This window comes from Amycolatopsis sp. SID8362 (assembly GCF_010550475.1).
Classification (GTDB): Bacteria; Actinomycetota; Actinomycetes; order Mycobacteriales; family Pseudonocardiaceae; genus Amycolatopsis; species Amycolatopsis eburnea.
The window spans coordinates 1-26,463 of the sequence record NZ_JAAGNB010001818.1; the positions used below are offsets into that span (position 1 = coordinate 1).

Genomic DNA, 26,463 nt, shown 5'->3' on the forward strand with positions numbered 1-26,463 from the left:
TGCCGTTCGCCGGCGTGCCGGGTGCGCAGCGGACCAGCGGCTGCGGGCCCAGGTCGCCGAAGTCGACGACCACCGTGACGCCGCCGCCCTCCGGGCAGGTCCCGTCCGTGCCCGCCGCCGACGCGGGCGCGGCGCCCACGAAGGCGGCGCCGAACAGGAGTGCGCAGACGACGGCGAACCGGGAGGCGATCATGCAGGAACTTTAGCCAGGCGAGCACCCGTCGAAGGTGCGGTTCCGGCGCGACGAGCGACACACCTAGACTGCGGGCCGTGGGACAGCTCATCGCGGACGGACAGCTGCGCGTCGGCCTGATCGGCGCCGGCCCGTGGGCGAAGACGGTGCACGCACCGGGCCTCGCGGACCACCCCGGCACGGCACTGACCGCGGTCTGGGCGCGGCGGCCGGAGGCGGCGCAAGCGCTTGCGGAGACCCACTGCGCGAACACCGCGGGCAGCGTCGAGGAGCTGTTCGAGCAGGTCGATGCGGTCGCGCTGGCCGTTCCGCCGTCGATCCAGGCCGAACTGGGCGTGCTCGCGGCCGAAGCCGGGAAGCACCTGATCCTCGAGAAGCCGATCGCCGCCGACCTCGACGGCGCGCGACGGCTGGCCGACGCGGTCGCCGCCGCCGACGTCGCCGCGCTCGTCGTGCTGACCCTCCGGTACTCGACGCAGACCCAGGAGTGGCTCGCCGGCCTCGCCCAGGCGGGCGGCTGGGCGGGCGGGGGTGCGCGCTGGCTGTCCGGTGCGCTGCTCGGCGGCCAGTACGCGGCGTCGGAGTGGCGCCAGGACGACGGCGGCGCGCTGTTCGACATCGGCCCGCACGCGCTCGACCTCCTCGACGCCGCGCTCGGCCCGATCACCGGCGTCGTCGCCGCGCGGCGGAGCCCCGGCGACCTCTGGCACCTGATGCTGGCCCACGAGGGCGGCGTGATCAGCACCGCCACGCTCTCGCTGCGGCTGCCGGTGCAGCCGACCGTCGTCGAACTCGCCGTCTGGGGCGAGCACGGCTACCGGACGCTCGGCCGCAAACCGGGCTCGGCGCAGGAGTCCTACACCGCGCTCTTGGACGACTTCGCGGCGATGATCGCCAGCGGCACGACGACCCACCCGTGCGACGTCCGGCGCGGCCTGCACCTGCAGACGCTGCTCGACCAGGCCCGACGGCTCGCCGAGTAGTACACAGGCCCCTCGCGCGCGTTTCCGTTGCGGAACAACGGTTTCCGCCACTATCCCCCATTTCTTCCACAGGGTTGTCCACAGTTTCCACTGTGGACAGTGCGCCTCCCGACCGAACCACGGCGGGGCGGACTCCGCCACCGGAAAGATCACCGAATAGTGCGGCTCACTCGGCCTGCCGAGTCGATCTTGCAATGCGAAGGTGATTTCAGTGGAGGGGTTCCGAGAGAGGAGGCGCATGGAAGCCCTGCTTCGCGCCTTCTGGGGGATGATTCCGATAACCGCCATCGCGCTGCCGTACGCGCTGCTCGGCTGGCCGCTGCTCGCGGCCCGGCGACGGCGAAGACTCCCGGCCCGCTTCGCGACCGCGACAGCCGGCGTCGACTGCGCCGCCGTGCTCGTCGCCTTTCTGGTGTTTTGCCTGGTCATCATGCCGGTCGGCGGCTCTTCCGAGAGCACTCTCGATCTCGTTCCCGGCGCCGACCTCACCGCGGCGTTCGCCGACGACGGTTCACCCTGGCAGGTGATCGGGAACGTCCTGCTCCTCTGCCCGCTCGGCGCCCTGCTCCCCCTTCGGATGCGGCGGTTGCGCACGCTCGCGCGCGTCGCGCTGGCCGCGTTGCTCGCGTCCCTGCTGGTGGAAGGTACGCAATATCTGATCCACTCCGGCCGGGTGACCTCGACCGACGACGTCCTGCTCAACACCGCGGGCGCGACGCTCGGCGCGGCGCTGAGCCGGCGGAAGTGGCACGCGCTGGACCCGCCACCGCCGGTGCCGGTCGCGATTCCCGCGCAACGGCGGCGGATCTGCGAGTCACCCACGCTCAAGACGCGCGTGCCGCGTTCGGTGTGGGACACGCGCTACGCCGCCATCTCGCACCCGAAGCGCCGGTAATCCGGTTGAGGCCCGTGCGAAACTGAGCGGGAAGAGCCCCTTCGAGTCAAGGAATGACCGCCTATGCCTGGCGCCGCTTCCGGCGTCGGCCCCCGCTGGGCCCGACGCCCGGCGATCCGCCCGCGAGCCCACCGGGCCGCGGTTCCTTGACGCGCTTTCGAAAGGCTCGAATGTCCGCCATCCAGAACTACGTCCGCAAAACGGCGCCGCGCGGCCGCGAGACCGAGCGGGTCGGCCCGTTCCTGGCGACCTACTCGCCGGGAACGGCGCACCCGATGCTCAACTACGCGATCCCGGACGACGGCGCGAAGCCGACCACGGCCGAGATCGACGCGCTCACCGCGGCGTTCCGGCGGCGGGACCTGCTCCCGCGGCTGGAGTACTTCACCGACGTCGCACCCGACCTGGAGCACCTGCTAGTCGAGGCGGGGTACGCGCCGGAACGGCGCGTACCGCTGATGACGTGCGGCCCCGCCGACCGGGTCGGCAAACCGGCACCGGCGGGGATCCGGCTACGCGCGCCGGAGTCCGGCGAAGACTTCCGGCGCCTGCGGGCCGCGCAGAACACGGCGTTCGGCGAGCCCGCGGAGATCGGTGACGACGAAGAGCCGAGGTCCGGCGTCCGGCACCTCCTCGCGGAGGCCGGCGGCGTGGTCGTCGGCGGCGGCCTCGCGCTCGAGGTCGTCGACGGCACCACCGAGATCGCCGGCATCGCCGTGCTCGAGCCGTACCGGGGCCGCGGGATCGCCGCGGCGCTCACCGCGCGGCTCACCAGGGAAGTCCACGAGGCCGGCGCGCACACGGCGTTCCTCACCCCCGGTGACCTGGGGATCGGGAACGTCTACGCCCGGGTCGGCTACCGGCCGGCGGGCGAGTGCGTGCACCTTTCGCTGGCCTAGTCGTCGAAGCGGCCGGAGCGGCCTCGCTTCACGTCGCTCCGGCGCTTCTTCGACGCCAGGCGGCGCTCCTTCGAACCCCGCGAGGGTTTCGTGGGGCGCCGCTTGGCCGGCGGCGGCGCCGACGCGTCGAGCAGCAGGTTCGCCAGCCGGCCACGCGCCGCTTCGCGGTTCTGCAGCTGTGACCGGTGCTCGCTGGCCGCGATGGTCAGGACGCCGTCGACCAGCCGGGACTCCAGCGCGGCCAGCACGCGGTCGCGCAGGTGGTCCGGGATCGACGGCGACGCGGCGACGTCGAACGACAGCTCGACGCGCGAGTCCGTGGTGTTGACGCCCTGGCCGCCGGGGCCGGACGAGCGCGAGAAGCGTTCGCTGAGCTCGGCCTCCGGAACGACGAACCGGGAGCCGACCACGACGTCCCCGGTGGCCACGCCTCAGAACCGCGGGTGGTCGCCCGAGAGCACCGCGCGCGGGCCGTCGACGTCGCCGGCCGGCTGCACGTCGCCCAGGATCCACGCCGGGACGTGCCGCGCGGTCAGCATCGCCAGCGCGCGGTCGACGTCCTCAGAGCCGACGATCGCGACCATGCCGACGCCCATGTTGAACGTCTTCTCCAGCTCGGCGCGCTCGACCTTGCCGCGCTGGCCGATCAGGGCGAACACCGGCGCCGGCGTCCAGGTGCCGCGCTCGAGGCGGGCGACCAGGCCGCGCGGCATGACGCGGGCGAGGTTGGCCTCCAGGCCACCGCCGGTGATGTGCGCGAACGTCCGGACCTCGGTCTCGGCGGCGAGCGCCAGGCAGTCCTTCGCGTAGATCCGCGTCGGCTCCAGCATTTCCTCGCCGAGGGTGCGGCCGAACTCCTCGACGTGGCCGTCGAGCGGCATCCGCGCGATGTCGAGCAGCACGTGGCGGGCCAGGGAGTACCCGTTCGAGTGCAATCCGGACGAGCCGAGCGCCAGGACGACGTCACCCGGACGGACCTTTTCCGGCGAAAGCAGCTGCGAAGCCTCGACGACACCGACGCCGGTGGCCGACATGTCGTAGTCGTGCTCGCCCATCAGGCCCGGGTGCTCCGCGGTCTCGCCGCCGAGCAGCGCGCAGCCGGCCTGCACGCAGCCCTCGGCGATGCCGCCGACCAGCGCGGCGACCTTCTCCGGGTGCACCTTGCCGACGGCGATGTAGTCCTGCAGGAACAGCGGCTCGGCACCGGTCACGACCAGGTCGTCGACCACCATGGCGACCAGGTCGATGCCGACCGTGTCGTGCTTGTCCAGCGCCTGCGCGACCGCGATCTTGGTGCCGACGCCGTCGGTCGAGGACGCGAGCACCGGCTCCTTCCACTTGTCGAGCTTGAGGGAGAAGAGCCCGGCGAAACCGCCGACACCGCCCAGGACCTCGGGCCGCGTGGCCCGCTCGGCGTGCGGCTTGAGCAGCTCGACGGCTTGGTCGCCGGCGTCGATGCTGACCCCGGCGGCGGCGTACGTGGCGCTCGTGGACTCGCTCACGGTGGAAGGACTCCCTCTGGAAGGAACTGCTAGGGACGCCGGACGGCGTCTTCGGCACCGTACCCGGCGGGGCTGACGGGAGTTGCCGCGCCATTGACCGAGTCGAGGCTTTCGAGCAGGTGCTTCCCGATCAGCGCGTCCTCCGGGAGCGCGATCGGGTACTCGCCGGAGAAGCACGCCGTGCACAGCCGCGACTTCGGCTGTTCCGCCGCCGCGACCAGGCCGTCCAGGGAAATGTAACCCAGGGAGTCGGCTCCGATCGAGCGCCGGATGCCGTCGAGGTCGACGCCGTTCGCGACCAGCTCGGCGCGCGAGGCGAAGTCGATGCCGTAGAAGCACGGCCAGCGCACGGGCGGTGACGCGATCCGGACGTGCACCTCGAGCGCGCCGGCCTCCCGCAGCATGCGGACGAGCGCGCGCTGGGTGTTGCCGCGGACGATCGAGTCGTCCACCACGACCAGGCGCTTGCCGCGGATGACGTCGCGCAGCGGGTTCAGCTTGAGGCGGATGCCGAGCTGGCGGATGGTCTGCGACGGCTGGATGAACGTGCGCCCGACGTAGGCGTTCTTCACCAGGCCGGTGCCGTAGGGGATGCCGGAGCCCTGCGCGTAGCCGATCGCGGCCGGCGTGCCCGACTCCGGCACCGGCATGACCAGGTCGGCCTCGACGGGCTGCTCGCCGGCGAGCCGCCGTCCGATCTCGACACGGGTGGCGTGCACGCCGCGGCCGGCGATCGTGGTGTCGGGGCGCGCGAGGTAGACGTACTCGAAGACGCAGCCCTTGGGGTCCGGGTTCGCGAACCGCGAGGAGCGCAGGCCCGCGGCGTCGATCGCGATCAGCTCGCCGGGCTCGACCTCGCGGACGAAGGACGCGCCGACGATGTCGAGGCCGGCCGTCTCGCTCGAGACGACCCAGCCGCGTTCGAGCCGGCCGAGCACCAGCGGGTGCACCCCGTGCGGGTCACGGGCCGCGTACAGCGTGTTCTCGTCGGAGAACACCAGGCAGAAGGCGCCCTTCAGGGTGGGCAGCAGCTCCATGGCCGCGGCCTCGATGCCCTTGTCGGCGGCGTTCGCGGCGAGCAGGCCGCAGATCAGGTCCGAGTCGCTGGACGAGCCGGTCAGGCCCGCGTGCGGCTTGAGCCCCGCCTCGATGGTGCGTTCGCGCAGCTCGGCGGTGTTGACGAGGTTGCCGTTGTGCGCGAAGGAGAGGCCGCTGCCGGTCTCGGTGGTGCGGAAGATCGGCTGGGCGTTCTCCCAGATGGTCGCGCCGGTGGTCGAGTACCGGCAGTGGCCGACGGCGATGTGCCCCTGCAGCGACTGCAGGATCTGCTCGTCGAACACCTGGCTGACCAGGCCGAGGTCCTTGAAGACCACGATCTGCGAGCCGTCGGAGACGGAGATGCCGGCGGCCTCCTGCCCGCGGTGCTGCAGGGCGTAGAGGCCGTAGTAGGTCAGCTTCGCGACTTCTTCCCCGGGAGCCCAGACGCCGAAGACGCCACACTCCTCGCGGGGTTCCGGTTCGGGCTGGTCGGACACGAGCTGGGGGTCGGAAACCACCGAGGAGCTCCTGGGAAGACGTGGTCAGGCCGGTTTCAGTGTAGACGGTGCGGACATGACTCAGGCCCCGCCCGGAGTGGTTCTGACCACTTCGAACGGGGCCTGAAAGCTTGGGTTCCTAGCACGCATCCGGCAACGAGAGGATCTCGGAGAGCACCTGTGCGCCTTCGCCACGGCGGCGCCACAGCCACCGCTCCGGCTCGAAGATGTTGTCTTCGGTGCCGGGCATCCGGGTCGCCACTACGTCGTCCTCGGCATTGAGCCGGACCACGTCCACCACGTCATCGTGCACCCGCACGCCGACGACGGCGAGGACCTCGCCACTCTCGTCGGCGGGGTGGACGAACTGGTAACCGCGAGCCACCAGCTCCTGCAATCCGGTTTCGATGTCGAAGACGGAGGCGACGGCCTCAGCCGAGGACATCGTCGAATTCACCGTCCTTGGCGCCGGCCAGGAAGGCCGCCATCTCCGCGCGCGTGTAGACGAGCGCCGGGCCGGTCGGGAAGCGCGAGTTGCGCATCGCGATCTCGCCGCTGGTCAGCGGTGCCACCTCGACGCAGTTGCCCACCGCGCCGCTGTAGCTCGCCTTGCGCCATTGGGCGCCGGAGAGCCGATCGGCCGGGATGCCGTTCTCGAATCGCTCAGCCATGTTCCCACCTCTCGAAGCGGAATATGCCCTCGGGCGCCGCATCTGCATGTGCATTTGCCCGCGTATCGAAGGCTAGCACGTGTGCCTGCAACGGTAAATGCACGTGCAGAATTTCTTGCAAAGTTCTCCGACGGTAAAGAATCACCTGGTCCCGGTTAACCTATCGGGTGATGAGTGGGTGCCCTTTCGGGTTAACCACTACGAGTAGTTACCGGTGAGTGGGGCTGGTTTGGCGGGGAGGCTCCGGAGAGTGACGACGGAAGGCGGCGCTGAAGGTGGGACGGCAGGGCTCCGGCAAAGTCGGGCAGCACGGCCGATCCGCCCGTCCGCGATGTCATGAATGACTCATTCATGTCGTCGGACGACATGAATGACCCTTTCACGACATCCGCGCGACGCCGGACGGACTGCGCGCGACCGGCGCGGACCAGGCATTCGCGACCGGCGAACCCGACCCGCGCGTCAGATCTCCGCGCGTCGCTTCGCCAGCAGGGCCCGGCTCCGCTCCGGCGTCTCCGAATCCACGGCCAGCATGTCGAGCGCCCGGCTGTACTTCTCGATCTCTTCGCGCTTCTCGATGTAGTGCGCGCCGGTCAGGTATTCGACGTACGCGATGTTCGGCAGTTCCGGCTCACCGAACCGCAGCAGCGAAAACGCGTGTTCCGCGGAGAGCCCGCTGCGGCTGTACGGCAGTACCTGGACCGACACGTGCGGCAGCGCGCTCATCTCGAGCAGGTATTCGATCTGCTGCTTGAGCACCTTCACGCCGCCGATCGGCCGGTACAGGACCGACTCGTCGAGCACCATCCACACGCGGGGCGCGTCCGGCCTGCTGAACATCTTCTGCCGGCGCATGCGCAGCGCGACCAGCTGGTCGACCCGCTCGTCCGCCATCTCCGGGCGGCCGTGGCTGAAGATCGCGCGGGCGTACGGCTCGATCTGGAGCAGGCCCGACACGTAGATCGGCTCCCAGATCTGGATTCGCGCGGCGGCTTCTTCCAGGCCGACGAGGTCGGTGAACCAGTTCGGCATCGTGTCGCCGAAGCGCCGCCACCAGCCCGGCTCGTTCGACTGCTTGACCATGTCGAGGAACGTCTGGCGTTCCGTCGAGTCCTCGACGCCGTACATCGTCAGGAGGTCGGTGACGTCGCGTTCCTTGAAGCCGACGCGGCCCAGTTCGAGGCGGCTGATCTTCGATTCGGACCCGCGGATGTTGTACCCGGCCTGCTGGCGGGTGATGCCGGCTTCCTCACGGAGCCGCCGCAGCTGCGAGCCCAGGATCATGCGGCGCGCCGTGGGGCCGATGTTCTGTTCTCCTGCGGACGCGTTCACCGCGTTCATTCCCGGACCTTCCGCGCTCACGTCACCAGGGGGTTCTAGCCCGACTACCGAAAGTACACGTTAACCCGTCCTGCGCAAAGAGGTGACCCGGTTTACCCCGTGCGCGCGTCGGCCTACTCTACGTAGAGTACGAGACTTTCGACACAGAACTTGCGAGGTTCAAGATGCCCGATGCCGCGACCCGGACCGAACGAGTTCCCGTGGGGGTCGACCCGACCCGTGCCAGCATCGCGCGCGTGTACGACGCCTTCCTGCTCGGGAAGGACAACTACGAGATCGACCGGGAGGTCCTGCACAAGGTGCAGAAGGCCGCCCCGGAGGCGCAGGACCTCGCGTTCGAGAACCGCGGCTTCCTCATCCGCGCCTGCCGGTTCCTCGCGAGCCAGACCGGCATCACCCAGTTCCTCGACCTCGGCTCCGGCCTGCCGACGGCGGAGAACACCCACCAGGTCGTCCAGCGGATCAACCCGGAGACGAAGGTCGTCTACGTCGACAACGACCCGGTGGTCCTCGCCCACGGCCGGGCGCTGCTCGAGGAGAACGAGCACACCCACTTCGTCGCCGAGGACATCTTCGAGCCGGCGCGGATCATCCAGAACGAGGTCGTCCGCGAGCACATCGACTTCAGCCAGCCGCTGGTCCTGCTCCAGATGGGCACGCTGCACCACTTCAACGGCGACCACGACCGGCCCGCCGAGATCATGCGGGAGTACGTCGACGCGCTGCCGTCCGGCTCGTTCGTCGGGCTCAGCCACTTCTTCGACCCCGAGAACGAAGACTCCGCGACCGCCCGCCGGATGGAGGACTTCTTCCTGCACAGCCCGATGGGCTCCGGCACCTTCCGGACGCAGAAGGAGATCGAAGAGCTGTTCCCGGGCCTCGACATGGTGCCGCCGGGCGTGGTCCGGTGCGCCGACTGGTGGCCGGACGGCCCGCGGCTCAAGGAGCTGAACGTCGCGCAGCGGACGATCGCCGGCGGCGTCGGCCGCAAGCCGTAGGGCTCCCGTCCGTCAGAGGCGGACGAGGGGGAGCCAATGGGAAAGGTCGGCCCGGGTGCCCGACGCGGACACCCGGCCGTCCGCCACCGCGGTGGTCCAGTCCAGTCGGCCGGTGGCCAGTTCGAGCCACGTGCGCGGATCGGTCTCGATCACGTTCGGCGGGGTGCCGCGGGTGTGCCGCGGTCCTTCCACGCACTGCACCGCCGCGAACGGCGGCACGCGGACTTCGACCGTGCGGCCCGGCGCGTCGGCCGCCAGCGCGCGCAGGCTGAGCCGGACAGCCGCGGCGAGTTCGGGGCGCGCCGGGTCCGGCGCATCGCCCTGCAGCCAAGGGAAAACCGCCACCACCGCCGCACGTAACTGTCCGGGGTCGACCGAACGCGAAGAGGCCATGGGCAAACAGTAGAGTGGCCCACCAAGAGTTTTACGGCACACCCGAGAACGTGGGGACGAGATGGCGCAGCGGGACGAGGCGGATCGGATGGTTTCGCAGCAGCCCACCGGAAGCGGGCCGGAACACCCCGGCAAGCACAGCCGCGCGGCGCGGCGCGGTGGCCAGCAGGCCCGGCGCTCCGGCAAGCAGGGCACTCCCGAGATCACCGCGGAGATGCGGGCGAACGCGCGCGCCAACCCCAACAGCTGGCTCTACGTCATCGACGAGGCCTTCGACCCGAACGGGCCGGTCCCGTCGTGGGCGGTCGTCGGCGCGTACCCGGTGAACGGCGTGGGCGACGTCGTCGCGGACTTCCACCCCAACGACCGCTACCGGCCTTCGCCCAAGGCGCTGGGTTTCCCGGAGCCGACGAACGACCTCGAGCACCTGCTGCAGCTCGTCCGCACCGAGCACCGCCCGGCGTCGGACCTGCCGAAGGTCGTCCTCGACTCGACGCTGTTCGTCTACGCGATGTCGCCGGTGCAGCGCACGGTCATCGGGTTCCACAACACCGACGGCCGCGTGATGGTGCCGGCGTACACCCGCAAGGCGCTGGTGCCGAGCGAGTGGCCGCACGCCCGCGCCGTGCTGGGCCGCGACATCGTCAGCCTGCTCGGCGGTCACCCGGTCGCGATCAACCCGCACGACCTGATCACCGCCGTCGTGCCGGCCGAGCACCTCGTGAAGGCGATCGCCGACGAACAGCGCTGACCTGCGGGTTTAACCCCATCGAGTGACAACCCGAGTCGCCGGATCCGCGGCTCGGGTGCATCGTGAGGCTGGAGAAGACTCACGAGACCGGTGGGGAGCAAGAGGGTGAACAGACGGGTATTGCTTCCCTTCGCCGCCGCGGTCCTGCTCGTCGCGGGGCAGGCGCCGGCGACCGCCCAGGACATCTACGCCGGGGCCGAAGACCACTTCGCGGGCTCGCAGATCGCCAAGGTCGAAGGCGTCGACGCGGTGCCCGGCGTGCTGTACGGGTCCGACGACCAGCAGCTCGGCCACGACGTCAGCGGCCACCAGGGCCCGGTCGACTGGCCGGGCGCGGCGCGCGCCGGCGCCAAGTTCGTCTACGTCAAGGCGACCGAAGGCACCGGCTTCGTCAACCCGCAGTTCGCGCAGCAGTACAACGGCTCGTACGACGCCGGCCTGATCCGCGGCGCCTACCACTTCGCGCGGCCGGACGTCTCCGACGGGGCGGCGCAGGCGCGGTACTTCCTCGCCCACGGCGGCGGCTGGTCGGCCGACGGCCGGACCCTGCCCGGCGCGCTCGACGCGGAGTACAACCCCTACGGCGAAACCTGCTACGGCAAGGACGCCGCGGGCATGGTCCGCTGGCTCAGCGACTTCTCCGAGACCTACCGCGCGGCGACCGGCCGCTACCCGACGATCTACACGTCGACGAACTGGTGGAAGCGCTGCACCGCGAACAACGGGGGTTTCGGGGACAACCCGCTCTGGATCGCCCGCTACAACACCTACATCGGCGAGCTGCCCGCCGGTTGGGGCGTCCACACGATCTGGCAGTTCGCCGACCGCGGCACCCTGCCCGGCGACCAGAACTGGTTCAACGGCTCGGCCGACCGGCTGCGCGCGCTCGCGCTGGGCTGAACGGCGGAACGCTCACGGTAATAGGTGTTAACCGGTCACGAATTGAAGATCGACTTCCCGAGAAAATCACCCACCCGTATACCCAATTTCACGGAACTGAGTGACAAACCGCCATCCCGTCCTCAACAATCGTGCCCGGGCGGCTACCTGCACATAGCCGCCCTCAGCGAGGGTTCTGTGAAGGGATTCCAACATGTCCACTTCCCGAAGAGGGCGGCTGTTCGCCGCCCTGGTCGTCCCGGCCACGCTGCTCCTGCTCGGCAGCACGGCGCAGGCGGCGACGTTCTCCCCCGAGGCCGACCCGGTCGCCGCGATCAACGCGGACATCGCACAGCACAACCACGAACTGGGGTCGCAGATCCGGCGCGTCGAAGGCGACAAGTCGACACCGGACACGCAGAAGGCGGCGCAGCAGCCGCAGCCGGCCCAGGCCGTCCCGAACACCGTGCTGGCCACCGTCGCCGGCATGGACGTCGCCAGCTACCAGGGCAACGTCAACTGGGCGAACTGGTGGAACCAGGGCAAGCGGTTCGTCTGGACCAAGGCCACCGAGAGCACCAGCTACACCAACCCGTACTTCGCGCAGCAGTACAACGGCTCGTACAACCAGGGCTTCATCCGCGGCGCGTACCACTTCGCCACGCCGAACACCTCGAGCGGCGCGGCGCAGGCCAAGTACTTCGTCGCCCACGGCGGCGGCTGGTCCAGGGACGGCAAGACCCTGCCCGGCGCGCTCGACATGGAGTACAACCCGTACGGCGCGACCTGCTACGGGCTGAGCAAGGCCGGGATGACGTCGTGGATCCTCGACTTCCACGACACCTACCACTCCCTGACCGGCCGCTACCCGGTGATCTACACGTCGACGAGCTGGTGGAGCAGCTGCGTGAGCGGTGACTTCTCCAGCACGGCCCCGCTGTGGGTCGCGCGGTACGCGTCGACGGTGGGCACCCTGCCGTACAACTGGAGCTACTACACCGTCTGGCAGTACACCTCGAGCCCGCTCGACCAGGACACCTTCAACGGTGCCTACGACCGGCTCCAGGCGCTCGCCAACGGCTGACCCGCACCCACCCGGCTCCCGGATCGTGACGACTTCGCGTCGGCACGGCCGGGAGCCGGTTTCATGCCGTACCGTCCGACCTTGCAGAATGCTGCGCACACGTCTGGGGGAACCGCTCGCGTCCACCGGACGTCGGATCGCAGACGTTCAACCAGCGCCCGGAAGGCATGAAAGATGACGTACCCGCCTCAGCCGGGCCAGCCCGGCCAGCCCGACCCGTACGGCCAGCAGCCCCAGTCCGGTGGCTTCCAGCAGCCGTACCCGCAGCAGGGTGGGTGGGACCCCAACCAGCAGCAACAGCCGTACCCGACGCAGCAGTACCCGCAGGGCTGGGATCCCAGCCAGCAGCAGCAGGGTTACCCCTCGGGCGGCTTCCCGGCGAGCCCGCAGCCGCAGTGGGGCGACCCGAACGCGCAGCAACAGCAGTCGGCGTGGGCGGACCCGAACGCGCAGCAGTACGGCCAGCAGGCCTGGGACCCGAACCAGGGCGGCCAGATGTCCGGCTGGGACCAGTCGACGGCCGGCTACGGGCAGGGCTTCGGCGGGCCGCCGGCGCCGCCGAAGAAGAGCAAGACCGGGATGTGGATCGCGATCGGCGCCACTGTGGTCGTCGTGCTGGCGGCGCTGGGCGTCACCGGCTTCGTCGCGCCCGGGTTCTTCCTTTCGAAGGACGACAACACGACCGTCGCGGCGCCGCCGTCGTCGAGCACGTCCGCGAAGCCGACGGCGCCGAAGACGAGCACGCCCAAGAAGACGACGACGCCGACCTCGAAGCCGCCGTCGAGCTCCGGCGCCTCGGACGCCAAGGCCGTCCTGCAGGGCTTCATCGACAAGCTGAATGGCGGCGACAAGGCCGGCGCGCTCGCGCTGGGCTGCTCCGACTCGAAGGACCTGCTCGACTCGTGGCTCGACACGTTCCTCAAGCCGCCGCTGCAGCTGACGCTCGGCGAGGTGCCGGACGACGAGTACCTGGTCGAGGGCCAGGTGACCGGGACGTCCGCGGGCAAGAACGTCAAGGGCACGCTGAGCGCGACGAACTTCGACGACAAGGGCTTCTGCGTCAGCACCATGCTGGTTTCCTGAGCGGGTGAAGCCGTGGCGATCGCCGCTGGCGTGGACGTGCTTCGCGTCGGTGGTGCTGCTGCTCGGGGTCGGCGGCTGGTTGCTGACCGACCCCGCCACCAGCCGCAGTGACGCGCTGAAGACGGGCGGCCTGGCCGGCGGCGCGGTCGTGGCGCTGTACGCGCTGTGGCTCAACGACCGGCGCCGCCGGGTCGAGGAAGGCCGCCAGGACGTCGAGCGCCGCCGGCACGAACTCGAGTCGCAGCGCGCGGAACAGGACCGCGAGCGGGTGGCGGACGAGCGGTTCGCGAAGGCGGTCGAGCTGCTCGGCCACACCGCGGACCAGGTGCGCGTGGGCGCGCTGCACGCGCTGGCGGGGCTGGCGCGCAGCCGGCCGGAGTACACGCAGACGGTGCTGGACGTGCTGTGCTCGTACCTGCGGCGGCCGTTTTCGCACACCGAGTCCTCGGGCGACGCCCGGGACCCGGAGCAGGAACGCGAGCTCACGGTCCGGCTCACGGCGCAACGCCTGGTCACCGACCTGCTCCCGGCCCGCGACGCCGAGGGCCCGGCCTACGACCTGGACCTGACCGGTGCGCGGCTGGAGTACTTCGACCTCTCGGGCAAGCTGATCGGCGGCCTGCTGCTCCGGTACGCGGAGCTGCGCAGCAGCACGAACCTCAGCGGCTGCCGCTTCACCGGCCGGGTGTACTTCACCGCCGCGGGCACCGAGACCGGCCGCCTGATCGGGTACTTCCGGTGCCGCGGCGCGGTTTTCGAAAGCCACGCGTGGTTCAGCGGGACGGCCTTCGCCGAAGACGCGGACTTCACGGAGTCCACGTTCGCCGGGGAGACGACGTTCAAGGACGCGAAGTTCGCGAAGGACGCGATGTTCGGCGGGGTTCAGGCGACGGGGTCGCTCGATCTGCGGCGGGCTTCGTTCGCCGGGCAGACGGACCTGCGGTTCGCTTCGCTGCCGGCGGCGGTTTCGTTGTACAACACGCGGGTTCGGGCCGAGAAGGACGTGCGGTTGCCGGAAGCGTGGGACTTCGAGGAACTGCACGACGGGGAACTGCGGATCGTCGCGAAGCGGGGCTGACGCCCCCGCCCTCCACGGGGGGCGTCCCCGAGTCCAGTCTACCGGCGGGGTGCGACGAAACCCGGTGCTGAGCCCGGTCTGTCCACAGCCGGCTCGGGTTGTGGACAGACCGGGAAAGCTCAGTCGAACAGCGCCGGCAGGGCGCCTTCCCACGCCTCGCGCAGCTCGTCCAGCGTGAACTCCGTGATGCCCTGCAGCTCCAGCGTGCCCGACTCCGGGTCGACCACGCCGGTCTTGCGCCACGGCAGGCCGCGGGCCGTGCACATCTCCGTGAAGCGCAGCTCTTCCGTGCGCGGGACCGCCACCAGCACGCGGCCCGCCGACTCGGAGAACAGCTGGACGAACGGGTCCTGGTCGGTGTCGAGGAAGACCCGGGCGCCGCACTGTCCGATGAGGACGGTCTCGACCAGCGTCTGGATCAGGCCGCCGTCGGACAGGTCGTGCGCCGCCGAGATCATGCCGTCGCGGGAGCCCGCCACCAGGATCTCGCTCAGCAGCTTCTCGCGCGCCAGGTCCACGCGCGGGGGCACGCCGCCGAGGTGGCCGTGGAGTTCGCGGGCCCACGCGGAGCCGTCCAGCTCGTCGTGCGTTTCGCCCAGCAGCAGCAGGGTTTCGCCCGCTTCCGCGCCGATGCCGGTCGGGATGCGGCGGGTGACGTCGTCGATCACGCCGAGGACGCCGATCACCGGCGTCGGCAGGATCGCCGTCGAACCGGTCTGGTTGAAGAAGCTCACGTTGCCGCCCGTCACCGGGATGCCCAGCTCGACGCAGCCGTCGGCGAGGCCGTGCACCGCCTGCTCGAACTGCCACATCACGCCCGGGTCGGTCGGGGCGCCGAAGTTCAGGCAGTCCGACACCGCGACCGGGGTCGCGCCGCCCGCCGCGACGTTGCGGTACGCCTCCGCCAGCGCCAGCTGCGCGCCGCGGTACGGGTCGAGGTAGACGAACTTGCTGTTGCAGTCCGTCGCGACCGAAACGCCGCGGCCGGACGACTCGTCGATCCGGATCATGCCGGAGTCCGACGGCTGCGACAGCACGGAATTGCCGCGCACGTACCGGTCGTACTGCGACGTCACCCATTCCTTCGACGCCTGGTTGGGCGAAGAGATCAGGCGAAGGACGTCCGCGCGCAGTTCATCCGAAGTGGACGGACGGGGAAGCTTCGAAGACGTGTCCGCGATCAAGGAGTCCTGAAAGGACGGACGCTCGATCGGCCGGTCGTACACCGGGCCCTGGTGCGCCACGGTGTGCGCCGGGACGTCGACGACGACCTCGTCGTTCCAGGTGATCACCAGGTGCTCGCCGTCGGTCACCTCGCCGATGTCGGTGGCGATGACGTCCCACTTGCGGCAGACCGCCATGAACGCCTCGACGTTCTCCGGCGAGACGACCGCGCACATGCGCTCCTGCGACTCGCTCGAGAGCACCTCGGCGGGCGTCATCCCGGTGGCGCGCAACGGAACGCGGTCGAGGTAGATGTGCATGCCGCCGTCGCCGGCCGCGGCCAGCTCGGACGTCGCGCAGGACAGCCCGGCGCCGCCGAGGTCCTGGATGCCGACGACGAGCTTCTGCGCGAACAGCTCGAGGCAGCACTCGATGAGCACCTTCTCGGTGAACGGGTCGCCGACCTGGACGCTCGGGAGCTTCTTGCGGCCGGACGCCGACTCGTCACCCGAAAAGGTGTCACTCGCCAGGACGGAAACGCCGCCGATGCCGTCGAGGCCGGTGCGGGCGCCGAACAGGATGATCTTGTTGCCGGTGCCGGACGCGAACGCCAGGTGCAGGTCTTCGACGCGCATCGCGCCGACGCACAGGGCGTTCACCAGCGGGTTGCCGGAGTAGGACGGGTCGAAGACCAGCTCGCCGCCGATGTTCGGCAGGCCGAGGCAGTTGCCGTAGCCGCCGACGCCGGCCACGACGCCGGGCAGCACGCGCTTGGTGTCGGGGGCGTCGGCCGGGCCGAAGCGCAGCGCGTCGGCGACCGCGAGGGGACGCGCGCCCATCGCCATGATGTCGCGGACGATGCCGCCGACGCCGGTCGCGGCGCCCTGGTAGGGCTCCACATAGGACGGGTGGTTGTGGCTCTCCACCTTGAAGGTGACCGCCCAGCCCTCGCCGATGTCGACGACGCCCGCGTTTTCGCCGATGCCGGCCAGCATCTTGGCTTTCATCTCGTCGGTGGCGGTCTCCCCGAAGTACCGCAGGTGCTTCTTCGACGACTTGTAGGAGCAGTGCTCGCTCCACATCACCGAGTACATGGCCAGCTCGGCGTCGGTGGGCCGGCGGCCGAGGATTTCCCGGATGCGGGCGTACTCGTCGTCGGCAAGGCCCAGTTCCCGATACGGCTGGGTGTGCTCCGGGGTCGCCCCGGCGCGCTCGGTGGTGTCAACGGTGCTGGTCACGGTGTCCGTGTCAGGGTTCGCCACGGCCGCCAGGATACGTGCCGGGCCCGGCCACCCCGGACACTGGGCCACCGAAATCGGGCGGCCGCCGCGAGGTGTGAGCGGCGCGACACCGCGGCCCGGCCTGGGGACAACCCAGGCGCGCGAGCCCGGAATTGTCGGACCCCGCGGGTAACGTTGAAACCGGGGGTCCCCCGAGCGGCAGGGCGCGCCCGAAAGGGCAGGCGCCGGTGCCGTCCGGCCGAAAATCGGTCGCCTTCCCCCGGGTACCGGCTTAACGTCGAGAATCGTGCTTTCCGCCACATACCCCCTTCCGCCGCTGCGGCTGCCCGTGCGGCCGACCGCGAGCCGCTTCCTGCTCGCCGTCTTCCGGGCCCGGCTCGGGACGGTGCTGGGCGCGGCCGCGATCGGTGTCGTCTGGGCACTGCCCGGTGCGCTGCTGCCGCTGGTCGTCGGCCAGGGCATCGGCGCCATCGGCGCGCACGACGGCGCCGCCGTCGGGCGCTGGGCGCTCGCGGCGGCCGTCCTCGGCCTGGTCCAGACGGTCTTCGGGACCTGGCTGCACTTCCTCAACTACGGCCTGTGGCTGCACGGCGCCGGCACGACGCAGCGCACCGTCTCGGCGCACACCACCCGCGTCGGCGCCGGCCTGCGCGAGCAGACGACCACCGGCAACCTCGTCGCCGTCAGCACCACCGACATCAACCACGTCGGCAACACCGTCGAGATGACCGGGCGGGCGGTCGGCTCGCTGCTGGCGTTCGTCGTGGTCGCGGTGTGGCTGGTCTCGACGTCGCCGCTGCTCGGCGTGGTCGCGCTGGTCGGCGTGCCGGTCGCGGTGCTCGGCATCGGCCCGCTGCTGGCGCCGCTGCAGAAGCGCAAGGCGAAGCAGCGTGAGCAACGCGGGGACGTCAACGCGCTGGGCGCGGACATCGTGTCCGGCCTGCGGATCCTGCGCGGCATCGGCGGCGAGCGGCGGTTCTTCGCCCGCTTCCGCGAGACGAGCCAGCGGGTGCGGCGGGCCGGCATCGAAGTCGGGAAGGCCGAGGCGTGGCTGGCCGCGGCGGAAATCGCGCTGCCGGGCCTGGTCACCGTGGTGATCACCTGGCTCGGCGCGCGGCTGGCCGTGGCCGGCTCGATCGACGTCGGGCAGCTGGTGGCGTTCTACGGCGTTTCGGCGTTCCTGATCTGGCCGGTCACGGCCGCGACGGAGGCGGTCGGCTCGATCACGTCCGGGCTGGTCGCGTCGCGGAAGGTCGTGGCGCTGCTGGCGATCCGCCCCAAGCTGGCCGACCCGGAGACGCCGGTGCCGCTGCCCGAAGGGCCGCTGGAGCTGGTCGACACCGAGTCCGGCGTCCGGGTCGCGCCCGGCCGGCTGACGGTCGTCGACTTCGGTGCCGGCGGCGAAGCGGTGGCGGACCGGCTGGCCAGGTTCGCCGACCCGGCCGACGGCGAAGCGGTGCTGGTCGGCGGGGTCCGGGCGGACCAGGTCGCGCTCGCGGAGCTGCGGCGGCGGGTCGTCTACGCGCACAACCAGGACATCTGGTTCTCCGGCGTGCTGCGCGAGCAGCTGGCGCCGGCGCGGGCGAGCGGCGTGGGCATCACCGAAGCGCTGTACGCGGCCGACGCCGACGACATCGTGGAGGCGCTGCCCGGCGGCGTCGACGAGGTGATCGGCGAGCGCGGGCGCGAGGTGTCCGGCGGCCAGCGGCAACGGCTGAACCTGGCCCGCGCGCTGGCGGCCGACGCCGACGTGCTGGTGCTGGACGAGCCGACGTCGGCGGTCGACGCGCACACGGAGGCACGCATCACCGAGCGCGTCGCGGCCCTGCGCCGCGGCAAGACGACGGTGGTGTTCAGCCAGAGTCCTTTGTGGACACACGTAGCGGACGAAGTCTTCACGGCGAAGGTAGTGACGGTATGAAACGGCTCCCCACGGCGTCCCGGCGGGACGTCCGCCGCTGGGCGCTGCGGACGGCGGCGATCCACCGACGCGAGTTCGGCCTGCTGCTGGGCTCGCTGGCGGTGGCCACGCTGATCGGGCTGGCCGGGCCGCAGCTGCTCGGCGCGCTCGTCGACGACGTCGCGGCCGGCACCACCACCGGCCACGTCGACGTGCTCGCGGCGGTGTTCGTCGGGATCCTGCTCCTGCAGGCGCTGGCGCGGAAGATCGCGCGGATGCGCGGTGCGGTGTTCGGCGAACTGGTGCTGGCCAACACGCGCGAAGAGTTCGTCGGGACGGCGCTGAAGCTGCCGCTCGGCACCGTCGAGGCGGCCGGCACCGGCGACCTGCTCAGCCGGGCCACCACCGACCTCGGCCGGATCGACCACGCGGCGCGGTTCGCGGCGCCGGAGATCCTGGTCGCGGCGGTGACCGTGGTGTTCACGGTCGTCGCGATGGTGCTGACGTCGCCGCTGCTGGCGCTGGGCCTGCTGGTCGCGGTGCCGCTGCTGGTGCCGGTCAACGTCTGGTACCAGCGGCGGATCCCGGCGGTCATGCAGTGGATGCTGGACCGCTGGGCGGACCTGACCACGAGCGTCCACGAGACGGCCGAAGGCGCGCGCACGGTGGAGGCGCTCGGCCTGACCGACCGCCGGGTCGGCGCGGCGTACGACGCGCTGGACCGCAGCATCCTCGGCGAGCGCCGGATGCGGGCGTTGCAGCTGCGCTGGCTGCCGTCGCTGGAGATCAGCTACGTCGTGCCGCTGGCGGTCATGCTGCCGCTCGGGCTGCTCGCGTACACGCGGGGCTGGGCCGGGCTCGGCGAGATCACCACGATGCTGCTGTACATGCAGGCGATGGCCGCGCCGCTGAACGAGGCGCTGTTCTGGCTGGAGGACCTGCAGGTCGCGGCGGCCGCGGCGCGCCGGATCCGCGGCGTCCACTCGGTGGCCGCCGAGGAGGCGCCGAAGGTGACGGAGGTGCCGCGCGGGCGGGACATCGACGTGCACGGCGTCCGGTTCGCCTACACCGCCGACCGCGAGGTGCTGCACGGCATCGACCTGCGGGTACCGCGCGGCGAGCGGCTGGCGATCGTCGGGCCGTCCGGCGCGGGCAAGTCGACGCTGGGCCGGCTGCTGGCCGGCATCGCGGCGCCGTCGTCGGGTTCGGTGCGGATCGGCGGCCAGGACGTCTCGGCACTGGCCGACGACGTCCTGCGCGGCGAGGTGCTGCTGCTGACCCAGGAACACCACGTGTTCTCGGGGACGCTGCGGCAGAACCTGGCACTGCCGGCCCGGCGCTCGGGCGGCGACTGGACCGACGAAGAGCTGTTGGCCGCGCTGGCCTCGGCGGGCGCGTCGGGCTGGGTGGCGTCGCTGCCGTCCGGCCTCGACACGAAGCTGGGCTCCGGCGAGCACCCGGTGCCGGCGGCGATCGCGCAGCAGCTGGCGCTGGCCAGGGTGGTGCTGGCCGACCCGCACACGCTGGTGCTCGACGAAGCGACGTCGCTGCTGGACACGGGCTCCGCGCGGGACCTGGAGCGGTCGCTGAACAGCGTGCTGTCCGGCCGGACGGTCATCGCGATCGCCCACCGCCTGCACACGGCCGCGGCGGCCGACCGGGTCGCGGTGGTCGAGGACGGCCGCATCACGGAGCTGGGTCCGCACGCCGACCTGCTGGACGCGGGCGGTTCCTACGCGCGCCTGGTGGCGGCGGCTTCGTAGTCCGGAATGTCCGGACATGGTGGCGTGTTGCTCCCCGGTGTCAACGGACACTGGGGAGTGACATGTCGTCTTTCGTGATGACCGTGGCGGAACGCGAAGAGTTCCTGAGCGGAGCGCACGTCGGGGTGCTGGCGGTGGAGCGCGCGGGCCGGGCCCCGCTGGCGGTCCCCGTTTGGTACGACTACTCGCCGGGCGGCGAGCTGCTGATCTGGATGGAGCGGGACACGGTCAAGGACCGCTCGATCCGGGCCGCGGGGCGGTTAAGCCTGGTGGCGCAGGACGAGAACCCGCCGTACCGGTACGTGACGGTCGAGGGACCGGTGATCGCGAACGACGCGCCGCCGACGCGGGAGCAGGCCCTGCGGATCGCGCACCGTTACTGGCCGCCGGAGCAGGCGACGGCCTACGTGGACGCGTCCCTCGGGGAGCGGTCGGTACTGGTGCGGGTGCGGCCGGAAAAGTGGCTGTCGAACGACCAGAGCAAGACCTGACGACGGCTGCTCCGAACAGGTGAAAGGTCCGCTCGGGCCCCAACCGCGAGCCCGGGCCGGGCGTGGTGGCCGGTGCTGGAGCCCGCCCGACCCGAGGAGAAGCTTGATGTCGCCGACACGCCGAGCACTGCGGACCGGGGTGGCCGCGGCCGCCGCCGCGATCACCATGACGGCGACGGTGGTCGCGCCGGCCGCGGCGGCGACCTGGCCGAACGACACCTTCGACCTGTGCGCGACGAACTGCACCGTCGGCGGGACCTGGGGCGGTGTCGTGTGGGGCAATCGCACCGCCGAACTGCAGGGGACCATGTACGACAGCGGCGGGGTCGGGACGACCGTCTACTTCGAGGCCTACGCCGGGTCCGTCAAGATCGACGGCACGACCAGGAGCACCCCCGCCGATTCGGCGTCGCCGTTCCACTTCACGATCGGCGACCCCGACCTCGTCGGCGGGTTCGACCGCCTCAAGATCCAGGTGTGCCAGACGAACAGCGGCCCCTATTGGTGCAGCAGGCCGGTCAACGCGGACCGCGACGGTGTGGCCGAAAACCTGAGCAGCAACTGAAGGAGCGGGCGGGCGACCCGCGTCGCCCGCCCGTTCGTCACGCCTTGACCAGCGCGTCCACCGCGCTGAAGAACATGCCGAGCCCGTCGTCCGACGGCCCGGTCAGCGCGTCGATCGCGTGCTCCGGGTGCGGCATCAGGCCGACGACCCGGCCGTTCTCGCTGCGGATGCCCGCGATGTCGTTGCGCGAGCCGTTCGGGTTGCCGCCGACGTACCGGAACACCACGCGGCCCTCGGCCTCGAGCTCGTCCAAAGTGGACTGCTCGGCCATGTAGCAGCCGTCGATGTTCTTCATCGGGATGAGGATCTCGGCGCCGGCGTCGTACCGCGTCGTCCACGCCGTGTCGGTGTTCTCCACGCGGAGCCACTGGTCGCGGCAGATGAAGTGGAGGCCCTGGTTGCGGATCATCGCGCCCGGCAGGAGGCCCGCCTCGCACAGGATCTGGAAGCCGTTGCAGATGCCGAGGACCGGCATGCCGCCGCGCGCCGCTTCGATCACCGGGGTCATCACCGGGGCGAAGCGGGCGATCACGCCCGCGCGGAGGTAGTCGCCGTAGGAGAAGCCGCCCGGGACGACGACCGCGTCGACGTCGTGGAGGTTCTCGTCCGCGTGCCAGAGCGGAACCGCCTCGGCGCCGGCGTAGCGGACCGCGCGGGCCGCGTCGCCGTCGTCCAGGGTGCCCGGGAAGGTGATGACGCCGATGCGCGCGCTCACGCCTCCACCCGCTTGATGGTCCACTGCTCGATCACCGGGTTCGCGAGGAAGCCTTCGGCGATCTTCTCCAGCGTGGCGTCGTCGACCGTGTCGTCGATCTCGATCTCGAAGTGCTTGCCCTGGCGGATCTCCTTGATCCCGGTGAAGCCGAGGCGGCCGGCGGCGCCGAGCGCGGCCTGTCCCTGCGGGTCGAGGATTTCGGGCTTCGGCATGACGTCGACGACGACTCGGGCCACGGCAGGCTGCTCCTTATTCACGCAGGTCGTGGGTACCGGGCCAGCATAGTTGACCCCGTTCGCCGCCCTCGCGCCCAGGTGGCGAGGGCCACCGGAAAACCTAGACTGGCCGAGGGCGCGGGGCTGCGCCATGATGAGTCGTTGACATCTCGCCAACAGGAGGCACCGTGGCCGTCCAGGAGTCCTTCGACTACGTCATCGTCGGCGCCGGCAGCGCGGGCTGCGTGCTCGCCAACCGCCTGACCGAAGACCCGTCGGCCCAGGTCCTGCTGCTCGAAGCCGGCGGCGAGGACACCGCGGACGAGGTCCACATCCCCGCCGCGTTCCCCTCGCTGTTCAAGACCAAGTGGGACTGGAACTACGAGACCGTCGAGCAGAAGCACACCGGCAAGACGTCCTACTGGCCGCGCGGGAAGCTGCTCGGCGGCTGCTCGTCGATCAACGCGATGATCTACATCCGCGGCAACCGCGCCGACTACGACGGCTGGCGCGATTCCCACGGCGCCGAGGGCTGGGGCTGGGACGACGTCCTCCCGTACTTCAAGCGCGCCGAGGGCAACCAGCGGCTCGGCGGGCCGCTGCACGGCACCGACGGCCCGCTGCACGTCGAGGACCGGCGGTTCACCCACGAGCTGTCGCACGCCTGGGTCGACTCGGCCGTCTCGTGGGGCCTCAAGCGCACCGACGACTTCAACGGCGAGATCCAGGAAGGCGCCGGCGTCTACCAGGTGACCTGCAAGAAGGGCCGCCGCTGGTCCACCGCGGACGCCTACCTGCGCCCGGCGCTCGAGCGGCCGAACCTCACCGTGAAGACGTGCTCGCCCGCGACCCGGATCGTCTTCGAGGGCACCCGCGCCGCCGGGGTGTCCTATTTGGACAACGGCGTCGAGCGCACCGCGCACGCGTCCACCGAGGTGATCCTCTCCGGCGGCGCGGTGAACTCGCCGCAGCTGCTCATGGTCTCCGGCGTCGGGCCCGCGGAGCACCTGCGCGAGCACGGCATCGACGTCGTCGCCGCGCTGCCCGGCGTCGGCGAGAACCTGCACGACCACCCGGCCTGCGGGATCATCTGGTCCACGCGCGGCACCACCGACCTGGTCGACGCGGCGACCCCGCGCGGCCTCATCCGCTACCAGCTGACCAAGCGCGGGCCGCTGGCGTCCAACATCGGCGAGGCGGGCGCGTTCTTCCCGACCGGCGACGGCCTGCCCGCGCCGGACATGCAGATCCACGTGGCGCCGACGTTGTTCTACGACAACGGGTTGCGCGAACCGACGGTCCCGGGGTTCACGTCGGCGGCGACGCTGGTGGACGTCGCGAGCCGCGGCCGGCTGCGGCTGAAGTCGGCGAACCCGTTGTGGAAGCCGGAAATCGACCCGGCGTACTACGCGGAGCCGAAGGACATGGAGACGATGATCGCCGGCCTGCGCGCGCTGATCGACATCGGGAAGTCGGGGCCGCTCAAGCGGTTCCTCGACCAGCCGTTCCTGCCCGCGCGGCACGACCTCAGCGATTCCGAGCTGGCCGACCACATCCGCGAGAACACGCAGACGCTCTACCACCCGGTCGGGACCTGCTCGATCGGCACTGTCGTCGACCCGCAGCTGCGGGTGAACGGCGTCGAAGGGCTGCGCGTGGTCGACGCGTCCGTGATGCCCGTGGTGCCGCGGGGCAACACGAACGCGCCGACCATCATGGTCGCGGAAAAGGCGGCGGACCTGATCCGGGGCCGCTAGCGCTTGCCGTGCAGGATGGTCACCAGCTTGGCGACCAGCGCGTCCGTCGATTCCTTGCGGCTGAACGACGTCAGCGTCAGCGGGGCGGTGAACCGCTGACGCGCGATCGCCTTCGTGCGGGCGAACTCGCGCAGCCCCTCCGGGCCGTGGATGCGGCCGAAGCCGGAGTCGCCGACCCCGCCGAACGGCAGGGAAGCGATGCCCGCGAACGACAGCGGCGCGTTGATCGCCGTCATGCCGGTGCGCAGCTTCTCGGCCAGCTCGACGCCGCGGGACTTCGAGAAGACCGTCGAGCCCAGGCCGTACTTCGTGCTGTTCGCCTTCTCGACCGCTTCGTCCATGTCGCGGACCTTCGCGATCGTCACCGTCGGGCCGAAGGTCTCCTCGGTGACCGCCTCGGAGTCCTCCGGGACGTCGACCAGCACCGTCGGCTGCGCGTAGCGGTCGCCGACCGCGTCCTCGCCGCCGAGGACCGCCTTGCCGCCGCGGGCCAGCGCGTCCTGGATGTGGCGCTTGATCACGCCCAGCTGCGAGGGCATCGTCACCGGGCCGTACTGCGCGGCCTCGTCCGACCCCGCGCGCACGTCCTTGGACTTCTCGACGACCTTCGCGACGAACGCGTCGTGCACCTTCTCGTGGACGTACACGCGCTCGACGCCGATGCAGGTCTGGCCGGAGTTGGAGAAGGCGCCCCAGACCGTGGCGTCGGCCGCGGCGTCGAGGTCGGCGTCCGCGTCGACCAGCACCGGGTCCTTGCCGCCCGCCTCGATGACGACCGGGGTGAGCGTCTCGGCGGCCGCGGCCATGATGCGCTTGCCCGTCGCGGTCGAGCCGGTGAACGCGATCTTGTCGACGCCGGCGCCGACCAGCGCCGCGCCGGTCTCGCCGAAGCCGGTGATCAGCTGCAGCACCGGCTGCTCCGGGACGATCTCGGCGAACGCGTCGACCAGCCACTTCCCGACGCCGGGGGTGTACTCGCTGGGCTTGAAGACGACGGCGTTGCCCGCCGCGAGCGCGTACGCGATGGAGCCGAGCGGCGTGAACACCGGGTAGTTCCACGGGCCGATCACGCCGACCACGCCGAGCGGCTGGTACTCGACGGTGGCGGCCTGGTTCGACATCAGCAGGCCAGCCGAGCGCTTCTGCTTGCCGAGGATCTTCTTCGCATGCTTGCCCGCCCAGGCGATGTGCTCGATGGCCAGGACGCTCTCGAGCTGCGCGTCGGCGATGGGCTTGCCCGTCTCGTCGCGGACCACCTGGCACAGCTGCGGCAGCCGCCGCGTCAGCACGCCCTTCCAGCTCTTCAGCCGCTCCGCGCGCCCGGCGAAGCCGAGGCCTTCCCACCACTTCGCGGCGACGCGCGCCCGCTCGACGGCCGCCTTGACGTCTTCCGCCGAGTGGATCGGGTAGGTTCCGACCACCTCGTCGGTCGCCGGGCTGAGCGAGTCGAAGGTTTCGCCGACCGACGTCGGCTTCGGCTGGACGGCGGTCATCGGCGTCTCCCGTTGGTCGAGGTTCAGCCCAGGTTACGACGTTACTGACACTGTGCCAATAGCTCGCGAGGGCTTCACCACCAGCATTGCACCGGCGATCGCCGCGGCAAAGACACCGAAGAGCGGGGCGAGCCACAACGGCAGCACGCCGACCGCCAGCGAGCCCAGCCCGAACCCGCACGCCTGCACGGTGAAGCTCAGCGAGAACCCCGCTGACCTGCGGTTCTTCGGCAGCAGGCGCTGGAGGTTGACCGACGTCGTGGCGACCAGCGGTCCGGTGCACCCGCCGATGACCGCGATCGAGGCGATCAGTCCGGGCCAGCCGAAATCGGCCGCGAGGGTGAGCCCGCCGACCACGAACCCGGCGAGGAACAGCCGCGGGTCGCCGGTCTTGCCGCGCCACGCGTAGAGCGCGCTGCCCAGGATGCTCGCCCCGCTGAGCACGGCGATCACGACCGGCGCGGCCGTCTCCGGCGCGCCGAGGCGCTGCACCAGCGGCAGCGGCGCGACCTCGATCGTCGAGAGCAGCAGCCCGACGGTGAACGCGCAGCACAGCCACGGCAGGTAGGTGAGGACGCCCGCGGGCGGGACGTCGTCCGCGGATTCCACCCGTTCGTGCTCACCCACGCGGCGCGGGACGAGCGCGGCGGCGGCCACGCACGCGACGGCCATGGCGGCGACGGGCACCACCGGACCGGCCAGATCGAGCAGCGCGACCAGCGCCGGACCGCCGATCAGCACGCCTTCGAGGATCATCGCGTCGACGGAGATCGCGCGGGGCAGCAGCTCGTCGTCCACAGTGTCGGCCAGGAGCGTCCGGAAGCCGCCGGACAGCGCGCCGGCCGAGATCCCGGGCAGCAGGACGAGCGCGAGC

General features: G+C 71.1%; 26 protein-coding genes and 1 pseudogene. 14 read left to right on the forward strand and 13 right to left on the reverse strand.

Annotated elements, in window-relative coordinates; all coding sequences use genetic code 11:
* Window positions 1-193, reverse strand: a pseudogene (locus G3I65_RS55035) (hypothetical protein); the annotation flags it as partial.
* 77 nt (window positions 194-270) lie between these two features.
* Between G3I65_RS55035 and G3I65_RS55040 the strand changes: the two are divergent.
* From G3I65_RS55040 to G3I65_RS55050, 3 genes are all read left to right on the forward strand, one after another.
* The gene (locus G3I65_RS55040) at window positions 271-1,176 is read left to right on the forward strand and encodes a Gfo/Idh/MocA family protein (protein ID WP_160704452.1); all 906 of its coding nucleotides are present in this window, start codon (window positions 271-273) and stop codon (window positions 1,174-1,176) included.
* Window positions 1,177-1,414: 238 nt separating this feature from the next.
* Complete coding sequence (locus G3I65_RS55045) at window positions 1,415-2,071, forward strand: VanZ family protein (RefSeq protein WP_160704454.1); 657 nt, start codon at window positions 1,415-1,417, stop codon at window positions 2,069-2,071.
* Between the two features lie 170 nt (window positions 2,072-2,241).
* Window positions 2,242-2,970 (forward strand): GNAT family N-acetyltransferase, encoded by a 729-nt coding sequence (locus tag G3I65_RS55050; protein ID WP_160704456.1) that lies wholly within the window; start codon window positions 2,242-2,244, stop codon window positions 2,968-2,970.
* On the opposite strand, the gene arfB is transcribed toward G3I65_RS55050, so the two are convergent.
* From arfB to G3I65_RS55080, 6 genes are all read right to left on the reverse strand, one after another.
* On the reverse strand, window positions 2,967-3,398 hold the full coding sequence (gene arfB / locus G3I65_RS55055; protein ID WP_160704458.1) for an alternative ribosome rescue aminoacyl-tRNA hydrolase ArfB: 432 nt from the start codon (window positions 3,396-3,398) through the stop codon (window positions 2,967-2,969). The two genes, G3I65_RS55050 and arfB, sit on opposite strands and share 4 nt — an antisense overlap.
* 3 nt (window positions 3,399-3,401) lie before the next feature.
* Window positions 3,402-4,472, reverse strand: a complete 1,071-nt coding sequence (gene purM, locus G3I65_RS55060; protein WP_160704460.1) for a phosphoribosylformylglycinamidine cyclo-ligase — start codon at window positions 4,470-4,472, stop codon at window positions 3,402-3,404.
* Between the two features lie 29 nt (window positions 4,473-4,501).
* Window positions 4,502-6,028 carry an amidophosphoribosyltransferase gene (gene purF, locus G3I65_RS55065; protein WP_160704462.1) on the reverse strand — a complete coding sequence of 509 codons (1,527 nt, stop codon included), beginning with the start codon at window positions 6,026-6,028 and terminating at the stop codon, window positions 4,502-4,504.
* Between the two features lie 118 nt (window positions 6,029-6,146).
* The gene (locus G3I65_RS55070) at window positions 6,147-6,452 is read right to left on the reverse strand and encodes a hypothetical protein (protein ID WP_160704464.1); all 306 of its coding nucleotides are present in this window, start codon (window positions 6,450-6,452) and stop codon (window positions 6,147-6,149) included.
* Window positions 6,439-6,678: a DUF397 domain-containing protein gene (locus tag G3I65_RS55075; RefSeq protein WP_160704466.1), complete on the reverse strand. Its 240-nt coding sequence runs from the start codon at window positions 6,676-6,678 to the stop codon at window positions 6,439-6,441. Before G3I65_RS55075 ends, G3I65_RS55070 begins: the two co-directional genes overlap by 14 nt.
* A gap of 462 nt (window positions 6,679-7,140) precedes the next feature.
* Window positions 7,141-8,019 carry a helix-turn-helix transcriptional regulator gene (locus G3I65_RS55080; RefSeq protein ID WP_125308742.1) on the reverse strand — a complete coding sequence of 293 codons (879 nt, stop codon included), beginning with the start codon at window positions 8,017-8,019 and terminating at the stop codon, window positions 7,141-7,143.
* A 200-nt stretch (window positions 8,020-8,219) separates the two neighbouring features.
* On the opposite strand from G3I65_RS55080, the gene G3I65_RS55085 reads away from it, so the two are divergent.
* Entirely contained in the window at window positions 8,220-9,017 is a 798-nt protein-coding gene (locus G3I65_RS55085) for an SAM-dependent methyltransferase (RefSeq protein WP_163046925.1), read from the forward strand.
* A 12-nt stretch (window positions 9,018-9,029) separates the two neighbouring features.
* Here the strand turns inward: G3I65_RS55085 and G3I65_RS55090 are convergent, their stop codons facing one another.
* Window positions 9,030-9,410: a sterol carrier family protein gene (locus tag G3I65_RS55090; protein ID WP_163046926.1), complete on the reverse strand. Its 381-nt coding sequence runs from the start codon at window positions 9,408-9,410 to the stop codon at window positions 9,030-9,032.
* Between the two features lie 61 nt (window positions 9,411-9,471).
* On the opposite strand from G3I65_RS55090, the gene G3I65_RS55095 reads away from it, so the two are divergent.
* The 5 genes from G3I65_RS55095 to G3I65_RS55115 all read left to right on the forward strand — a co-directional run bounded on the left by G3I65_RS55095 (window position 9,472) and on the right by G3I65_RS55115 (window position 14,285).
* Window positions 9,472-10,161 carry a type VII secretion system-associated protein gene (locus tag G3I65_RS55095; RefSeq protein WP_160704470.1) on the forward strand — a complete coding sequence of 230 codons (690 nt, stop codon included), beginning with the start codon at window positions 9,472-9,474 and terminating at the stop codon, window positions 10,159-10,161.
* A 105-nt stretch (window positions 10,162-10,266) separates the two neighbouring features.
* Window positions 10,267-11,061 carry a lysozyme gene (locus G3I65_RS55100; RefSeq protein ID WP_160704472.1) on the forward strand — a complete coding sequence of 265 codons (795 nt, stop codon included), beginning with the start codon at window positions 10,267-10,269 and terminating at the stop codon, window positions 11,059-11,061.
* 193 nt (window positions 11,062-11,254) lie between these two features.
* Window positions 11,255-12,124: a lysozyme gene (locus tag G3I65_RS55105; RefSeq protein ID WP_160704474.1), complete on the forward strand. Its 870-nt coding sequence runs from the start codon at window positions 11,255-11,257 to the stop codon at window positions 12,122-12,124.
* Between the two features lie 174 nt (window positions 12,125-12,298).
* Entirely contained in the window at window positions 12,299-13,207 is a 909-nt protein-coding gene (locus tag G3I65_RS55110; protein ID WP_160704476.1) for a hypothetical protein, read from the forward strand.
* Window positions 13,208-13,211: 4 nt separating this feature from the next.
* The gene (locus G3I65_RS55115; protein WP_160704478.1) at window positions 13,212-14,285 is read left to right on the forward strand and encodes a pentapeptide repeat-containing protein; all 1,074 of its coding nucleotides are present in this window, start codon (window positions 13,212-13,214) and stop codon (window positions 14,283-14,285) included.
* Between the two features lie 119 nt (window positions 14,286-14,404).
* Here G3I65_RS55115 and purL read toward each other — a convergent pair whose 3' ends face one another.
* Entirely contained in the window at window positions 14,405-16,711 is a 2,307-nt protein-coding gene (gene purL, locus G3I65_RS55120) for a phosphoribosylformylglycinamidine synthase subunit PurL (RefSeq protein WP_163046927.1), read from the reverse strand.
* Between the two features lie 265 nt (window positions 16,712-16,976).
* Between purL and G3I65_RS55125 the strand changes: the two genes are divergently transcribed.
* The 4 genes from G3I65_RS55125 (at window position 16,977) to G3I65_RS55140 (ending at window position 21,409) form a co-directional block, all read left to right on the forward strand.
* On the forward strand, window positions 16,977-18,611 hold the full coding sequence (locus tag G3I65_RS55125; RefSeq protein WP_160704480.1) for an ABC transporter ATP-binding protein: 1,635 nt from the start codon (window positions 16,977-16,979) through the stop codon (window positions 18,609-18,611).
* On the forward strand, window positions 18,608-20,353 hold the full coding sequence (locus G3I65_RS55130) for an ABC transporter ATP-binding protein (RefSeq protein WP_160704482.1): 1,746 nt from the start codon (window positions 18,608-18,610) through the stop codon (window positions 20,351-20,353). Before G3I65_RS55125 ends, G3I65_RS55130 begins: the two co-directional genes overlap by 4 nt.
* 62 nt (window positions 20,354-20,415) lie before the next feature.
* Window positions 20,416-20,844, forward strand: a complete 429-nt coding sequence (locus G3I65_RS55135; RefSeq protein WP_160704484.1) for a pyridoxamine 5'-phosphate oxidase family protein — start codon at window positions 20,416-20,418, stop codon at window positions 20,842-20,844.
* A 106-nt stretch (window positions 20,845-20,950) separates the two neighbouring features.
* A complete protein-coding gene (locus G3I65_RS55140) occupies window positions 20,951-21,409 on the forward strand; it encodes a hypothetical protein (RefSeq protein WP_160704486.1) in 459 nt (152 codons plus the stop codon).
* A 37-nt stretch (window positions 21,410-21,446) separates the two neighbouring features.
* Here G3I65_RS55140 and purQ read toward each other — a convergent pair whose 3' ends face one another.
* Window positions 21,447-22,124, reverse strand: a complete 678-nt coding sequence (gene purQ, locus G3I65_RS55145; protein ID WP_160704487.1) for a phosphoribosylformylglycinamidine synthase subunit PurQ — start codon at window positions 22,122-22,124, stop codon at window positions 21,447-21,449.
* Complete coding sequence (purS, locus tag G3I65_RS55150; RefSeq protein WP_160704488.1) at window positions 22,121-22,360, reverse strand: phosphoribosylformylglycinamidine synthase subunit PurS; 240 nt, start codon at window positions 22,358-22,360, stop codon at window positions 22,121-22,123. Before purS ends, purQ begins: the two co-directional genes overlap by 4 nt.
* Window positions 22,361-22,527: 167 nt before the next feature.
* Between purS and G3I65_RS55155 the strand changes: the two genes are divergently transcribed.
* Window positions 22,528-24,096 carry a GMC family oxidoreductase gene (locus tag G3I65_RS55155; protein WP_160704489.1) on the forward strand — a complete coding sequence of 523 codons (1,569 nt, stop codon included), beginning with the start codon at window positions 22,528-22,530 and terminating at the stop codon, window positions 24,094-24,096.
* Here G3I65_RS55155 and G3I65_RS55160 read toward each other — a convergent pair.
* On the reverse strand, window positions 24,093-25,589 hold the full coding sequence (locus G3I65_RS55160; RefSeq protein ID WP_160704491.1) for an aldehyde dehydrogenase family protein: 1,497 nt from the start codon (window positions 25,587-25,589) through the stop codon (window positions 24,093-24,095). The two genes, G3I65_RS55155 and G3I65_RS55160, sit on opposite strands and share 4 nt — an antisense overlap.
* A 33-nt stretch (window positions 25,590-25,622) precedes the next feature.
* The coding region (locus G3I65_RS55165; RefSeq protein ID WP_160704493.1) for an MFS transporter at window positions 25,623-26,463 on the reverse strand (841 nt) is incomplete at its 5' end.